This is a genomic window from Blastococcus sp. SYSU D00669, from assembly GCF_054050715.1.
This window is the reverse complement of sequence record NZ_JBJGZV010000040.1, coordinates 37287-51634: the sequence shown is the minus strand read 5'-3', so window position 1 is coordinate 51634 and position 14348 is coordinate 37287. Positions and strand designations below refer to the sequence as shown.

At 77.1% G+C, this 14348-nt stretch carries 15 protein-coding genes and 1 rRNA gene; 13 read left to right on the top strand and 3 right to left on the bottom strand.

Annotated elements, in window-relative coordinates; all coding sequences use genetic code 11:
* Positions 1 to 9: 9 nt before the first annotated feature.
* The 3 genes from rrf to ACI8AF_RS22470 all read left to right on the top strand — a co-directional run bounded on the left by rrf (position 10) and on the right by ACI8AF_RS22470 (position 2296).
* A 5S ribosomal RNA gene (rrf, locus tag ACI8AF_RS22480) occupies positions 10 to 126 on the top strand.
* 899 nt (positions 127 to 1025) lie between these two features.
* Positions 1026 to 1832 (top strand): tetratricopeptide repeat protein, encoded by an 807-nt coding sequence (locus ACI8AF_RS22475; protein ID WP_456541985.1) that lies wholly within the window; start codon positions 1026 to 1028, stop codon positions 1830 to 1832.
* Between the two features lie 101 nt (positions 1833 to 1933).
* Positions 1934 to 2296 carry a single-stranded DNA-binding protein gene (locus ACI8AF_RS22470; protein WP_456541984.1) on the top strand — a complete coding sequence of 121 codons (363 nt, stop codon included), beginning with the start codon at positions 1934 to 1936 and terminating at the stop codon, positions 2294 to 2296.
* 3 nt (positions 2297 to 2299) lie between these two features.
* Here the strand turns inward: ACI8AF_RS22470 and ACI8AF_RS22465 are convergent, their stop codons facing one another.
* A complete protein-coding gene (locus ACI8AF_RS22465; protein WP_456541983.1) occupies positions 2300 to 3604 on the bottom strand; it encodes a DUF1015 domain-containing protein in 1305 nt (434 codons plus the stop codon).
* Positions 3605 to 3712: 108 nt separating this feature from the next.
* Between ACI8AF_RS22465 and ACI8AF_RS22460 the strand changes: the two genes are divergently transcribed.
* Both ACI8AF_RS22460 and ACI8AF_RS22455 read left to right on the top strand, forming a co-directional pair.
* Complete coding sequence (locus tag ACI8AF_RS22460; RefSeq protein ID WP_456541982.1) at positions 3713 to 4108, top strand: tetratricopeptide repeat protein; 396 nt, start codon at positions 3713 to 3715, stop codon at positions 4106 to 4108.
* A complete protein-coding gene (locus tag ACI8AF_RS22455; RefSeq protein WP_456541981.1) occupies positions 4105 to 5220 on the top strand; it encodes an HAD-IIA family hydrolase in 1116 nt (371 codons plus the stop codon). Before ACI8AF_RS22460 ends, ACI8AF_RS22455 begins: the two co-directional genes overlap by 4 nt.
* 7 nt (positions 5221 to 5227) lie before the next feature.
* On the opposite strand, the gene ACI8AF_RS22450 is transcribed toward ACI8AF_RS22455, so the two are convergent.
* On the bottom strand, positions 5228 to 5557 hold the full coding sequence (locus tag ACI8AF_RS22450; protein WP_456541986.1) for a sterol-binding protein: 330 nt from the start codon (positions 5555 to 5557) through the stop codon (positions 5228 to 5230).
* 117 nt (positions 5558 to 5674) lie between these two features.
* Between ACI8AF_RS22450 and ACI8AF_RS22445 the strand changes: the two genes are divergently transcribed.
* The 5 genes from ACI8AF_RS22445 (at position 5675) to ACI8AF_RS22425 (ending at position 10321) form a co-directional block, all read left to right on the top strand.
* Entirely contained in the window at positions 5675 to 5848 is a 174-nt protein-coding gene (locus tag ACI8AF_RS22445) for a hypothetical protein (RefSeq protein WP_456541980.1), read from the top strand.
* The gene (locus ACI8AF_RS22440) at positions 5848 to 6645 is read left to right on the top strand and encodes a TlyA family RNA methyltransferase (RefSeq protein WP_456541979.1); all 798 of its coding nucleotides are present in this window, start codon (positions 5848 to 5850) and stop codon (positions 6643 to 6645) included. The genes ACI8AF_RS22445 and ACI8AF_RS22440 overlap by 1 nt, the downstream gene beginning before the upstream one ends.
* On the top strand, positions 6642 to 7703 hold the full coding sequence (locus tag ACI8AF_RS22435) for an NAD kinase (RefSeq protein ID WP_456541978.1): 1062 nt from the start codon (positions 6642 to 6644) through the stop codon (positions 7701 to 7703). The genes ACI8AF_RS22440 and ACI8AF_RS22435 overlap by 4 nt, the downstream gene beginning before the upstream one ends.
* Positions 7678 to 9459: a DNA repair protein RecN gene (gene recN / locus ACI8AF_RS22430; RefSeq protein ID WP_456541977.1), complete on the top strand. Its 1782-nt coding sequence runs from the start codon at positions 7678 to 7680 to the stop codon at positions 9457 to 9459. Before ACI8AF_RS22435 ends, recN begins: the two co-directional genes overlap by 26 nt.
* A 145-nt stretch (positions 9460 to 9604) precedes the next feature.
* On the top strand, positions 9605 to 10321 hold the full coding sequence (locus ACI8AF_RS22425; RefSeq protein ID WP_456541976.1) for a methylase: 717 nt from the start codon (positions 9605 to 9607) through the stop codon (positions 10319 to 10321).
* 2 nt (positions 10322 to 10323) lie between these two features.
* Here the strand turns inward: ACI8AF_RS22425 and ACI8AF_RS22420 are convergent, their stop codons facing one another.
* Positions 10324 to 10986 carry a TetR/AcrR family transcriptional regulator gene (locus ACI8AF_RS22420; RefSeq protein WP_456541975.1) on the bottom strand — a complete coding sequence of 221 codons (663 nt, stop codon included), beginning with the start codon at positions 10984 to 10986 and terminating at the stop codon, positions 10324 to 10326.
* 365 nt (positions 10987 to 11351) lie between these two features.
* Between ACI8AF_RS22420 and steA the strand changes: the two genes are divergently transcribed.
* Genes steA through ACI8AF_RS22405 form a run of 3 tightly spaced genes read left to right on the top strand, consistent with a single transcriptional unit; the run spans position 11352 to position 14310 of the window.
* Positions 11352 to 12539, top strand: a complete 1188-nt coding sequence (steA, locus tag ACI8AF_RS22415) for a putative cytokinetic ring protein SteA (protein ID WP_456541974.1) — start codon at positions 11352 to 11354, stop codon at positions 12537 to 12539.
* Complete coding sequence (locus tag ACI8AF_RS22410; RefSeq protein WP_456541973.1) at positions 12536 to 13483, top strand: copper transporter; 948 nt, start codon at positions 12536 to 12538, stop codon at positions 13481 to 13483. Before steA ends, ACI8AF_RS22410 begins: the two co-directional genes overlap by 4 nt.
* Positions 13480 to 14310 (top strand): hypothetical protein, encoded by an 831-nt coding sequence (locus ACI8AF_RS22405; protein WP_456541972.1) that lies wholly within the window; start codon positions 13480 to 13482, stop codon positions 14308 to 14310. Before ACI8AF_RS22410 ends, ACI8AF_RS22405 begins: the two co-directional genes overlap by 4 nt.
* The last annotated feature ends 38 nt before the right edge of the window (positions 14311 to 14348 follow it).

Sequence of the window (14348 nt, the reverse complement as noted above, 5' to 3'; positions counted from 1 at the left end):
TCACAGCGTTACGGCGGCCATGGCGAGAGGGAAACGCCCGGTCTCATTCCGAACCCGGAAGCTAAGCCTCTCAGCGCCGATGGTACTGCCCCGGAGACGGGGTGGGAGAGTAGGACGCCGCCGGACATACTTTCCAGAACGGGGGTCGGAGCCAGGTGCTCCGGCCCCCGTTCTCTTTGTGTTGTCCGGCTCCTCGGGCTCGAGCTCGGACAGGCCCCCGAAGCGTGAGGTACCCAGACGTCATGACAGCTCCGCGAGGCGGATCCGGCGGCTCCCCGTCCCGGCGGGGCGGCCCACGGCGCAGCGGCGGCGGCGCCGGCGGACCCCGCGGCGGTGCGGGCCGACAGCAGCGGGGCGGGTCCGAGCGCGGTGGTGGCGTCGGCGGCTCAGGTCGCGGGACCGGTAGCACCGAGGGGCGCGGCGGGCGGACCGAGCGGCCCCATTGGAGCGGCGGCGAGCGGCCGCAGCGGCCCGCCGGTGGCTACCGCGGGAGGCCGGACGGGGACGTCGGCGGCGACCGGCGGAACTCCGGAGCACCCGGTGAAGGCCGCGGACCGGAGCGGGGCGGCGCGCCCCGCGGAGGCGAGCGTCCGCAGCGCAGCCAGTGGCAGGACCGGCGTGCCGGCAGCGGCCGTTCGTCGTGGCAGGACCGCCGTCCCGACGGCGAGGGCTCGTCGTGGCGCGACCGACGTCCCGACGGGGAGCGACCCGCGCGCGACCGACGCCCCTCGGCCGGCGGGCGGGAAGGCGCGGCCTGGCAGGACCGGCGGGCACACGAGGACCGGCCCCACCGCACCGGCGGGCCGCGCGCTGAGCGGCCGGCCACCGGCGACCGCCCGCAGTGGGAGGGGCGGCGACCCGCCGCCCCCCGCGCGGACCGAACGGCGGGCGGACGGGACCGGCAGGACCGGCGCGACCGGCGTCCCGGCGACGACCGCCGTCCCCCGCGACCCACCGACCAGCCTCCACGTCCGGCCGGTCCCGAACTGCCGGAGTGGGCCGACCCCAAGGAGCTCGACGGCTCGGTGCGAGCCGCGTTGCGGGGGCTCGACCCGCGCAACGCCGATCGCGTCGCCCGCCACCTCGTCGTGGCGGGGACGCTCGTCGACGAGGACCCCGAGCTCGCGCTCGAGCACGCGCGTGCGGCGCGCGACCGCGCCTCCCGGGTCGCCGCGGTCCGCGAGGCCGTGGGGGTCGCCGCCTACCACGCCGGCGACTTCGCCGAGGCCGCCCGCGAACTGCGGGCGTACCGGCGGATGAGCGGGGACGAGAGCTACCGCGCCGTCCTCGCCGACTGCGAGCGCGCCCTCGGCCGGCCCGAGGTGGCCCTGCGCCTGGTGGCCGAGGCCCTGGCCGGCACACCGGACGCCGAGGAACAGGTCGAGCTGCGCCTCGTGGAGGCCGGCGCCCGGCGCGACCTGGGTGAGGCGGCCGCCGCCCGGCTGGTGCTGGAGGACGCGCTCGGCGGCCGTCCCGACCCGTCGTCGCTGACCGGTGACGACCCGGGCCGCCTGCGGGTGGCCGCCGCGTACGCCGACCTGCTCGCCGACCAGGGCGAGGCGGCGCGGGCCACGGCGTGGCGGGAGGCCGTGGCCGAGGCCGACCCCGACGACCTCGCCGGCCTGGGCGAGGGCCCCGCGGTCGTGTTCTCCGAGGAGCTGCTCGTCGAGGAGCCGGCGGCGGAGGAGCCGCCGACGCCGCCTGCGGCTGCCGCCGGCGACGACCTCGACGAGGACGAGCTCGACCTGAGCGACGACATCGAGGCCGAGGTGGCCGAGCTGCTCGGCGAGGACCACCCGCTCGCACGGCCGGACCGCGACGCCGGGGACTGACCCACCGACAGGAATGGCGGCGGACGTCCACAGCGCCACTCCGCGTCCACAGATCGTCGCCGCGCCTGGGCCGCGGTCCCACCGGTGGTCAGGCTCGTGGCATGAGCGTGGCTGTGATCGACCGGAACGACGTGCTGCTACGGGGCCGGCTGTCCGCCCCCGCGGAGGTGCGCACCCTGCCCAGCGGGGACGCGCTGGTGACCTTCCGTCTGATCGTCCGCCGGCCCGACCCCCGGGCCCGCGGGCGATCGGTCGACGTCCTGAACTGCGTGACCTACGACCGGGCACTGCAGCGCCGTGTGGCGCTGTGGCAGCCCGGCGACGTCGTCGAGGTGGAGGGCGCCCTGCAGCGCCGCTTCTGGCGCACCGGCGGCGGCACGAAGACCTCGGTCTGCGAGGTCAACTGCCGCAAGGGGCGCAAGGTCCCGCGGGCCACGGCGGCCGCCGACGTGCGGACCGCCTGAGGATCAACCGGCGTGCGGTCGCAGAACCAGCCCGGTGCGGGGCTTGGGGACGAACAGGGTCGACTTGCGCGGCATCCGCGCGCCCGCCCGGGCCACGGCGGCGACGTCCGCGGGCGAGGGCGCGCGGAGCAGGACGGCGGTGCCGTGGCGCTCACCGGCCGCCCGCAGCGCCTCTGGGACGTCGTGGGCCACCAGGACCGACGCGGGGTCGTCGGGCCGCCCCCACAGGCGCTCGAACAGGCCGTGGTGGGCCAGGACGACGTCGAGACCGCGCCACGCCGCGGGCGCCTCGGGCGGCACCGCCAGCCGGACGGGATCCGACGGGTCACGCAGCTCGACCAGCCGCTGCCCGTCGCTGAGCAGGAACCCCCCGGCAGCGGGGTCGGCGAGCCACCGGCGCGCCTGGGGCTCGGCGGACGGGCCGCCGGTCGGCAGCTCGCGGACGCGGAATCCGGCGGCCGCCTGCTCGACGGCCGGCCCCAGCGGCAGGTCGGGGACGACGCGGTGGATGGCCTCCACGCGCAGCCCGCCCGGGCCCATCGGCGTGAGCAGCGCCAGGATCGCGTCGGCCCCGCCACCGGCGGCACTCCGGGCGTGCGCCTGGGCCGCGGCGAACCGGTGGTGCCCGTCGGCGATGACGGCGTCCACCCCGGTGAACGCGGCCGTCAGGTCGGCCAGCACCGCCGGGTCGGACACCCGCCACAGCCGGTGGGCCACGCCGTCGGAGTCGTCGAGCCGCAGGGTCGGCTCACCCTGCTGCGCCGCCTGCGTCAGGGCCGCGATGCCCGCGTCGGGGTCGTGGGCGAGCACGATCGGCTCGAGGTCGGTCCGGGTCGCGGCCAGCAGGGCACGCCGGCCCTCGACGGCCACCGGGTAGGTGTCCTCGTGCGGCAGGACCGCCCGCGAGCCGGGCGCCGGCAGGGCGACCGCGCCGAGCCAGCCCACCGTGGCCGGTGCGCCGCTCGCCGGCCGCATCTCGTAGCGCCAGAGCGCCGGCCGCTCGTCGCGCTCGAGCACGCCGGCGGCCTGCCACTGCCGCAGCGTCCGGGCCGACAGCTCCGCCGAGGGGTGCGGACCACCGGCGCCGGGGGTGCCGGGTTCGACGCGGGGGAGGATGAGGCGCACGATGTTGTACGGGTCGGCCTCGGCCAGGCGCTCCCGGCCGCCGGGGGTGACCAGGTCGTAGGCTGGCGAGCTCACCCGGGCCAGGTGTCCGGGGTCTCGACGCCGGTAGGTGAGCGCCCGGAAGGGCCGCACCTCCAGCCCCGTCGCCGGCAGCGACGCGGACTGCACCGACGACGAGGACACGACGGTGATCGTAGGAGCGTCCCGCTCCGGCTCGCCGCCGCCACCGGTTCCCGCACGGGCACCGGCCGCGGCGCGCCGCGGAGGGAGGGCGACGCGGAAGGGGCAGCGGTGTCCGACGAAGGCTCCCCGGAAGGCGGCGTCTACGAGTGGTACCAGCGCGGCCTGCAGCTGCTCAACAACGGTGACCCGGCGGCCGCGGCCACCATCCTCGGCCGCGCCGCGGAGGCCGAGCCCGCGTCCCGCAGCGTGCTGGAGGCGCTCGCCCGGGCGCAGTACGACGCCGGCCGGTACGACGAGGCCATCGCCTCGTTCACCGAGCTGATCGCGGTCAACCCGACCGACGACTACGCGCACTTCGGGCTGGGCCTGGCCGCCAGCCGGGCCGGCCGGCTCCCGCTCGCCGCCGAGCACCTCGCCCTGGCCGTGGCCATGCGCCCCGACCTCGGGCACTACGCGCGGGCGCTGCGCGGCGTCCGCGCCCGCCGCGCCGGGGAGTCGGCGTGAGCGGCGGCGCGGTCCCGTCCCTGGCCCGCGGCTGCGAGCGGCCCCCGGCCACCGTCTTCGACGTCGCCCTGCTCGACCTCGACGGCGTGGTCTACGTCGGCCCCGACGCGGTCCCCGGCGTCCCCGACGCGCTCGCGGCAGCCCGCGGGGCGGGCCAGCGGCTGGGCTTCGTCACCAACAACGCCGCCCGTCCACCGGCCGAGGTGGCCGCCCACCTCGCCGAGCTGGGGGTGCCGGCCGAGGCGGCCGACGTGATCACCAGTTCCCAGGCGGCGGCCAGCGTGGTCGCCGAGCGGTTCGGCGCCGGCGCGCGCGTCCTGCCCGTCGGCGGACCGGGCGTCGCGATCGCCCTGCGCGCCGCCGGGCTCACCGTCGTGGAGCGTGCCGAGGACGACCCGGAGGCGGTCGTCCAGGGCTACGGCCGCGAGGTCGGCTGGGGCCAGCTGGCCGAGGCCGTCGTCGCCATCCGCAACGGGGCGCGGCACGTGGCCACCAACACCGACGCCACCATCCCGTCCCCCCGCGGGCCGCTGCCGGGCAACGGCGCGATGGTCGGCGTGGTCCGCGGCGTGACCGGCCAGGAGCCGCTGGTGACCGGCAAGCCCGATCCGGCCATGCACGCCGAGTGCGTGCGCCGCACGGGGGCCGAGCGCCCGCTCGTCGTGGGCGACCGGCTCGACACCGACATCGAGGGCGCGCGCCGGGCCGACGCGGCCAGCCTGCTGGTCTTCACCGGCGTCACCGACCCGGCGACGCTGCTCGCCGCGCGCCCCGACCACCGGCCCGACCTCCTGGCCTTCGACGTGGCGGGCCTGCTCGTCGCGCACCCGCCGGTGACCGCCGACGGCGTGGGGTGGCGGTGCGGCGCCTGGGCGGCGGCGCACGACGACGGTGGCACCCTCGTCCTCCGGCGGACCGCGCCGGGCGACGGCCACGAGGACGCCCACGACGTCGGCGAGGACGACGGCCGGGACGACGGCTACGACGGGCTGCGCGCCCTCTGCGTGGCCCACTGGGCCGCCACGCCGGACACCGCCGCGGCACCGCGGGTGTCCGCGGCCGACGAGGCGGCCCGCCGGGCGCTGGCCGGCTGGCGCCTGCCGCCGGCCTGACCGGGGGTCAGAGCAGCTTGCGCAGCCGGAGCAGGTCGCGGAACCCCGCCTCGAGCTTCACCCGGCCCGACGCCCACGCCGGACCGAAGGACAGCCGGCCGTCGGTGAGCGCCACCAGGTCGTCGCTGGTCATGGTCAGCCGGATGTCCGCCTTGGGCACCGACGGACCGTCCGGGACGGTGTGCACGTCCTGCACCTCCCGGTCGCGGAGCCGGCCGAGGACGACCTGCTGCAGGTCGGTGAGCCGGCAGGACAGGCTGCGGTCCAGGTCGGCGGCGGCCGGGTTCGCCGCGAGTGGCCCGAGGATCGAGTCCAGCGCCTTCAGCGACTGCTCCATGGTGGCCACGCGGCGGTGCCCCTCCCTCGACGTCGTCCCCGGACGGCCCGGGTCCGGGCACGGTATCTCCCTGCTCGGCACCGGTGCCCGTCGTCCACGGCCGGTAACCTCGCTGGCATGACCGAGCCCACCGCGCCCGACGAGCGGGCGGAGCGCCCGACGCCGGAGCAGCGCAGCGGCGGGGACCGGTTCGCCGGGCTGGAGGAGCGCCCGGTGGCCGAGCACGTCGACGTCTTCGAGGCCGAGCACGACCGGCTCAAGCGCGAGCTCGGCACGATCGACCAGCTCTGATGCCCCGCCGCAGCCGACTCGACGCCGAGCTCGTGCGCAGGGGCCTGGCCCGGTCCCGCGAGCACGCCGTCGCGCTCATCGCCGAGGGCCGCGTCGCCGTCGCCGGCCGGGCCGCCACGAAGGCCGCCACCGGCGTGGAGGCCGGTACCCCGGTCGTCGTCCGCACCGATCCCGGCACCCCCACGTGGGTCTCCCGCGGCGCGCACAAGCTGCTCGGCGCCCTGGAGGCCTTCCCCGTCCCGGTCGGGGGCCGCCGGGCGCTCGACGCCGGTGCCTCCACCGGCGGGTTCACCGAGGTGCTGCTGCGCCGCGGTGCCGCCGAGGTCGTCGCCGTCGACGTCGGCTACGGCGAGCTGGCGTGGTCGCTGCGCACCGACGAGCGGGTGCACGTGCACGAGCGCACCAACGTCCGCACGCTCACGCCCGAGGCGATCGGCGGCCCGGTCGACCTCGTCGTCGCCGACCTGTCGTTCATCTCCCTGCGGCTCGTGCTGCCGGCCCTGACCGCCTGCGCCCTGCCCGGCGCCGACCTGCTGCCCATGGTCAAGCCCCAGTTCGAGGTGGGCCGCGAGCGGCTGGGCGCCGGCGGGGTGGTCCGCGACCCCGAGCACCGGATCGCCGCCGTGCTGGAGGTCGGCGCGGCCGCCGCCGCGCTGGGCTGGGGGACGGCGGGGGTGGTGGCCAGCCCGCTGCCCGGACCGGCCGGGAACGTGGAGTTCTTCCTGTGGCTGCGCCGGGACGCCGGCCCGCCGGACGAGGACGACGTGCGACGCGCAGTGCAGGAGGGCCCGCAGTGACCGAACCCGGATGGAGCGCCCCGGCCCGCGGCCGGCACGTGCTGCTGGCCGTGCACACCGGCCGGCAGGACATCCTCGAACTGGCGCAGAGCTCGGCGGCGCGGCTGCAGAAGGCCGGCATCACCGTGCGGGTGCTGGAGGAGGAGGCGCCCGACCTGGCCATCGGGGGCGCCGAGGTCGTGCCCGCCGACGCCGAGGCGGCCCGCGGCGCCGAGATCGTCATGGTCTTCGGTGGCGACGGCACGTTCCTGCGCGCCGCCGAGCTCGCCCGCTACACCCACGCCGCGCTCATGGGCGTCAACCTGGGCCGGGTCGGCTTCCTCGCCGAGACCGAGCCCGAGGCGGTCGAGGAGACGCTGCTGGCCATCGAGCGATGCGAGTACGCCGTGGAGAAGCGGCTGGCCCTCGAGGTCGACGTCTTCGACAGGGACGGCGCCACCGTGGGCGGCACGTGGGCGCTCAACGAGGTCTCGATCGAGAAGAGCCAGCGCTCCCGGGTGCTCGACGTCGTCCTCTCCATCGACGGCCGGCCGCTCACCAGCTTCGGCTGCGACGGCATCCTCTGCGCCACCCCGACCGGCTCCACCGCCTACGCCTTCTCGGCCGGTGGCCCCGTGGTCTGGCCCGACGTCGAGGCGCTGCTGCTGGTCCCCAGCAACGCGCACGCCCTCTTCGCCCGGCCCCTGGTCACCTCGCCCGACTCGGTGCTCGGCGTCTCGGTCCCGGCCGACGGCAACACCGCCCGCATCTCCGCCGACGGCCGCCGGGCCATCGAGCTGCCCGAGGGCGGGCGGGTCGACGTCCGCCGCGCCGCCCGCCCGGTGCGCATCGCCCGGGTGCACGCGACCTCCTTCGGCGACCGGCTGGTGGCCAAGTTCGGCCTGCCGGTGCGCGGCTTCCGCGACGCCCGGCCGCGCCAGCACCACGAGGGCCCCGGCCACGAGCTGCCGGCCTCGCGCAACGTGCTGAGCCGGGACGTCGTGGTGGCCCCGGGCGCCGACGGCGGCCCACGGGCCGCGGGGGAGGTGAGCGGTGGCGGCACGCAGGACGACGACTGACCGCCGGAAGCCGGCAGCCGAGCCGATCGGCGCCCTCACCGAGCTGCACCTGCGCGGTCTGGGCTCCATCGACGAGGCCACCCTCGAGCTCGGGCCGGGCCTGACGGTCGTCACCGGCGAGACCGGCGCGGGCAAGACGATGGTGGTGACCGGGCTGACGCTGCTGTTCGGCGGTCGCGCCGACCCCGGCCGGGTCCGCGCCGGTGGCCGGGCCGGGGTCGAGGGCCGGCTGGTGCTCCCGCCGGACTCCCCGGTGTGGCAGCGGGCCGCCGAGGCCGGCGCCGAGCCCGACGACGACGGCAGCCTCATCCTGGCCCGCACCGTCAGCGCCGAGGGCCGCTCCCGCGCCCACCTGGGCGGCCGCAGCGTGCCGGTCGGCCTGGTCGCCGAGCTCTCCGAGGGCCTGCTCGCCGTCCATGGGCAGACCGACCAGCTGCGGCTGTCCCGCCCCGCCGAGCAGCGCCGGGCGCTCGACCGCTACGCCGGGGCGGCGCACCTCGGGCTGCTCGACCGCTACCGCGCGGCCTACGCCCGCTGGCGCGAGCTCGCCGCCGACCTCGACCGCCGCCGCACCCAGGCCCGCGAGCTCGCCCAGGCCGCCGACGTCCTCCGGCACGGCCTGGAGGAGATCGCCGCCGTCGCCCCCGAGCCGGGCGAGGACGAGGCGCTCGACACCCAGGCCAAGCGGCTGGGGGACGCCGACGCCCTGCGCGCCGCGGCCGACGCGGCCCGCCTGGCCCTCGTCGGCGACGTCACCGGCGACTTCGGCGGGGGAGAGGCCCCGCAGGACGCCACCGCCGCGCTGTCCATCGCCGAACGGGCGCTCGCCGCCTCCGACGACCCGACGCTCGTCCTGCTCGCCCAGGACCTCGCCGACGCCGTCGCGGTCGTCTCCGACGTGTCGGTGCAGCTGGCCGGCTACGTCGCCGACCTCGACGCCGACCCGGCCCGGCTGGCCGAGGTCCTCGACCGGCGGGCGGCGATCACCGCGCTGGTCCGCAAGTACGCCGACCCCGGGCAGGGCCTGGCCGGGGTCCTGGCCTGGGCCGAGGACGCGCGGCAGCGGCTGTCGGAGCTGGACGTCTCCGAGGAGGCCCTCGACAAGCTCGCCGCCGAGCGCGACGCGGCCCGTGCCGAGGTCGACGAGCTCGGCCGGCAGGTCTCCGACGGGCGCCGCGCCGCGGCCGAGGGGTTCGCCGCCGAGGTCGGGCAGGAGCTGGCGGGCCTGGCGATGAAGAGCGCCCGCGTCTCGTTCTCCATCGAGACCGACGCCGACGACCCCGGCCCCGAGGGGCTCGACGAGGTCGCGCTGCTGCTCGCGCCGCACCCGGGCGCGCCGCCCCGCCCGGTGCACAAGGGCGCCTCCGGCGGCGAGCTCTCCCGCGTCATGCTCGCGATCGAGGTCGTGTTCGCCGGCGCCGACCCGGTGCCGGTCATGGTGTTCGACGAGGTCGACGCCGGCGTCGGCGGCTCCGCGGCCGGCGAGATCGGGCGGCGGCTCGCCCGGCTGGCCGGCCGGCACCAGGTCGTCGTCGTCACCCACCTCGCGCAGGTCGCCGCCTTCGCCGACACCCACCTCGTGGTGGACAAGTCGCCCGACACCGACGCCGGGGTGACCGCCACCGACATCCGCGCCGTCGAGGGGGAGGACCGGGTGCGCGAGCTCGCCCGCATGCTCTCCGGCCTGGCCGACAGCGACACCGGTCAGGCGCACGCCCGGGAACTGCTGGCCGTCGCGGGCCAGGCGCGCGGGTGACCCGCACGAGAACACCGCGCACCACCGGGTGACGCCCGGCTTAGTTCCGCTCCGGCCGGGGTAGGGGTCCTCCCGTGCGCCTTCTCCACCGGCCCGATGTCGGGTCCCCGTCGGTCTCCCCGCCCGTGGCGCGGAGCGCCGCCCGGTGAGCTGCTTCTCCTCCGCCGACGAGTCCGCGCACTACGGCTTCTCCGTCTGCATGCTGCTCGACCAGTACCGCGAGCAGCTGCGCTGGGAGGAGGAGGGCGTCGTCGAGCTGGGCACCGGTGACGCCTCGGCCATCGCCGACGTCGTCCGCTCGCTGCCCGGGCTGCGGGTGCGCAGCTACGACGTCAGCGCGGAGTCGCTGGAGAAGGCGCGGCGCAACATCGCCGAGCGCGGGGTCGCCGACCGCTACACCGTCGAGCTCGGGGACTTCTTCGAGCGCGCCGACTCCGGCGGCGTGCCGCGGGTGAGCACGGTCATCGCCAACCCCCCCTACATCCCCGCCCCCGACGGCGACATCCTCATGCCCGAGCTGTGGGGCGGCGTCCACGGCAACGACCTCGTGCTGCAGCTGCTCAAGGCCGGCTACGAGAACCTGGTCGTCGCCGTCCCCAGCTACTCCGACCCCGTCGGCACCGTCACCACCGCCGGCGACCTCGGCTACCGGGTGGTCAACTTCCTCGCCATGGGCCTGGACTACGGCCCCTACAGCAGCGAGCCCAAGGTGCGCGAGCACATCCGGCGGATCTGCGCCGGCGGCCGCGGCTGGAGCGGCGAGTCCGAGTACATGGTCGCCGTCGCGCTGCTCACCCAGGACCCCGACATCCCCGGCGACCGGGCGACCCAGCTGCTGCGGGCCCTGCAGATCCCGGGGTAGCGCTACCGCCGCTTGGCGTAGCCCGCCAGGCCGAACTGCAGCAGCGCGAGGCCGCGCTCGCCGCGCGCCCGCAGCTCCGCGGTGAGCTGCGGGCCCGACGCGCCGGCCAGCACCCGGTCGCGGGCGAGGTCCAGCAGCGCGGCGTAGAGCCCGAGGACGGCGTGCGCGGTCAGCCACGGCTCCAGCGCGCCGGGCGCGGCCCGCGTCTCCTCGGCGATCAGGTCGCCCAGCGCGGTGGTCAGCGAGTCGAGGATCTCCCGCTCGCGCACCTGCAGCGTCCGGCTGCCGCGGATGATCCGTGCCATCTCGGCCATGCCCGCGGCGGCCTCCGGCGAGCCGAGCACGCCCACCGCCGCGACGACGAAGCTGCCGGCCGCGGCCGCCACCGACTCGCCGGCCGGGCGGGCGCGGACGGCGTCGAGCAGCGCGGCCCGCATCGGCGGATCGGCCTCGAAGACCAGCCCCTCCTTGACCGGGAAGTGGTTGAACACCGTCTTCTCGACCACCCCGGCGCGCTGGGCGATCTCCACCACGCTCACCGCGTCGAACCCCCGCTCGGCGAACAGCTCGGCCGCCGCGTCGACGATCCGGGCGCGGGTCTGCTGCCGCCGCCGCTCCCGGATGCCCGCCCCCCGCAGTCTCCGCCTACCGCGGGGGGCGGACACGCCCTCCGGCGCACCGGCCGGCTCCGGCGGACCCGCGTCGGCGCCGGGGGCAGGGGCCGACGACGCGGGACCACCGGCAGCGCCCGGATCGGCGCGCCGTGGCTCATCAGGGACCGCGAGGACCACCGCCTCCGGAGGGGGCGGCCCCGCATCGGCCCTCGGGCCGGGGACCGTCGCTGCACTGCTCACCGCTGACGTCCCACCAGTCACGCGGGCCACGCTAGACACAGATCGGTAACGGTCCCGCTCAGCCGCTGTCGTCGGCGTGTCGCGCGCACCCGGTGTCGCGCACGGTGCGTAACTGAGAGATCGCCAACGCGCGTCGGACGGCGGGCCCCTGTGCGCCGCGTGCCAGCATGGAGGTCATGCGCATCGGCACCCTGCGACGCGGCCGGGCCCAGGAGACGGCGCCCGGTGTGTCCGGGACCGTCCGCCTGGACCGCCGCACCAAGAACCTGACCAAGCGGCTGCGGCCCGGGGACATCGCGGTCATCGACCACCAGGACGTCGACCGGGTGAGCGCCGACTCGCTGGTGGCCTGCAAGGTCGCCGCGGTGGTCAACGCCGCGCCGAGCATCTCCGGCCGCTACCCGAACCTCGGTCCCGAGATCCTCGTCTCCGCCGGCATCCCCCTCGTCGACGACGTCGGCAAGGAGGTGTTCACCAAGGTCAAGGAGGGCGCGCGGGTCCGCCTCGACGGCGACACCCTGTACGGCGAGGACGGCGCGGTCCTGGCCAAGGGCACCGCCCAGGACGCCGACACCGTCGCGCTGGCCATGGCCGAGGCCAAGGCCGGGCTCTCCACGCAGCTGGAGGCCTTCGCCGCCAACACCATGGAGTACATGAAGCGGGAGCGGGCGCTCCTGCTCGACGGGGTCGGCGTCCCCGACGTCGAGACGCAGATCGAGGGCCGGCACGTGCTGGTCGTCGTCCGCGGCTACGACTACAAGGAGGACCTCGCCGCGCTGCGGTCCTACATCCGCGACTACCGGCCGGTGCTCATCGGCGTCGACGGCGGCGCCGACGCGCTCAAGGAGGCCGGCTACCAGCCGGACATGATCATCGGCGACATGGACTCGGTGAGCGACGACGTGCTGCGCTCCGGCGCCGAGGTCGTCGTCCACGCCTACGCCGACGGCCGCGCACCCGGGCTGGCGCGCGTGCAGGACCTCGGGGTCGAGGCCATCACCTTCCCGGCGGCCGCCACCAGCGAGGACATCGCGATGCTCCTGGCCGACGAGAAGGGCGCCAAGCTCATCGTCGCCGTCGGCACCCACGCCACCCTCGTCGAGTTCCTCGACAAGGGCCGCGGCGGCATGGCCTCCACCTTCCTCACCCGGCTGCGGCTGGGCGGCAAGCTCGTCGACGCGAAGGGCGTGAGCCGGCTCTACCGCAGCCGCATCTCCACCGCCGCGCTGGTCGTGCTGGTGCTCGCCGCCTTCCTGGCCATCGGCTCGGCGATCTGGGTGTCCTCGGCCGGCCGCGTCTACATCGACCTGCTGGTCGACCAATGGAACAGCTTCGTGTTCTGGCTGGAGAACCTCTTCTCGTGATCGACTTCCGCTACCACCTGGTCTCCCTGATCGCGGTCTTCCTCGCGATCGCGCTGGGGATCGTCATCGGCACCACCCAGCTCAACGGGCCGATCCTCGACGACCTCCGCGGCCAGGTCTCCGCCCTCGAGCAGGACAAGCGCGCCCTCGAGGACAGCACCCAGCAGCTGCAGGCCCAGCAGGAGACCGGCGACGCCTTCACCGCCGCCGTCGCGCCGTCCCTGGTCGACGGTGCGCTCGCCGGCCGCAGCGTCGTCCTCGTGGTCACCAACGAGGACGTGCCCACCGACACCGTCGAGGAGGTCACCGCGCTGGTCGGCGAGGCGGGCGGCACCGTCAACGGCACGCTGCGGCTGCAGCCGGAGTACAGCGACCCGTCGACCGCCTCGAGCCTGGAGAACTACGTGACCGGCGGGGGGCTGCCCGCGGGCGTCCAGCTGCCCGAGAACGGGGACGCCGGGCAGCTCGTCGCCGCCGTCCTCGCCCAGGTGCTGATGATCCCGTCGGTCGGTGCCGCGCCGAGCACCGCCGACCTGTCCTCGGTGCTCGCCGGCCTGTCGGCGCTCGAGGTGCTCGGCCAGGACAGCGCGTCGGTCGCCCCGGCCAACTACGCCGTGGTGCTGACCACCGGCGCCTTCGAGGGCGACGGCGCCGAGCAGCGCAACGCCACCCTCGTCCAGCTCGCCGCCGCCCTCGACGCGGCGGGCTCCGGCGCCGTGGTGTCCGGCGACGCCAGCGCCGCCGTCGAGGCCGGCCTGGTGGGCGTGCTGCGCGCCGACCCGGTCACCTCCGCCGCCGTCTCCACCGTCGACAACGTGGACACCATCGAGGGGCAGATCAGCACGGTGCTGGCGCTCGGCCGCGAGGGCGAGGGCACGTCGGGCAAGTACGGCACCGGCGAGGACACCCAGCCGGTGCCGCCGGTCCCGGCCGCCACGCGGTGAGCGGCCGCAGGGCCGCCCTCGCGCTGGCCGGCGCCGCGGCGGCGCGGGCCGCGCTGGCCGGTGCCGCGGCGCTGACCGCCCGGCCGGCCGGTGCGCCGTGGCGCCGCACCAACTACGGCGGGCGCCCGGTGACCCTGCTGGGCGGGCCGGCGCTGGCCGCCGCCGCGACGGCGACCGCGGTGCTCGGCGCCCCGGCCGGGACGCGGGCGGCCGCGGCGGTCGTCGGCGGCGTGTCCGGCCTGGTCGGCGGCTACGACGACCTCGCCGGTGCCCGCCCCGAGCAGGCCCGCGACAAGGGCCTGGCCGGGCACCTGCGCGCGCTCCGGGAGGGCCGGGTCTCCGCCGGCGCGGTCAAGGTGGCCGGCATCGGCGCCGCCGCCGCGGCCGCCGCCCTGCTCACGACCCGCGGCCGCGGCACCGGTGCGCTGGTCGACGGCGTGCTCACCACCGGCCTCGTCGCCGGGACGGCGAACCTGGTCAACCTGCTCGACCTGCGGCCCGGCCGCGCCGGCAAGGCCGGCGTGCTCGCGACCGCGGCGACCCTGGGCGGGCCGGCCGGCGGGCTGGTCGCCGGGCCGCTGGGCGCGACCCTGGCGGTGCTGCCCGAGGACCTCGGCGAGCGGGTGATGCTCGGCGACTGCGGCGCCAACGCCCTCGGCGCGCTGGTGGGGCTGCGCCTGGCGCGGCTCCCCGGCCGCGGCGCCCGCGCCGGGCTGCTGGCCGCCGTCACCGCGCTCACCCTGGCCAGCGAGAAGGTCAGCTTCACGACGGTGATCGAGTCGACCCCCGGGCTGCGGGAGCTGGACCGGCTCGGCCGACGGAGGTGAGCGAGCTCGCGAGCTCGCCCACGAGCTCAGCACCGCCG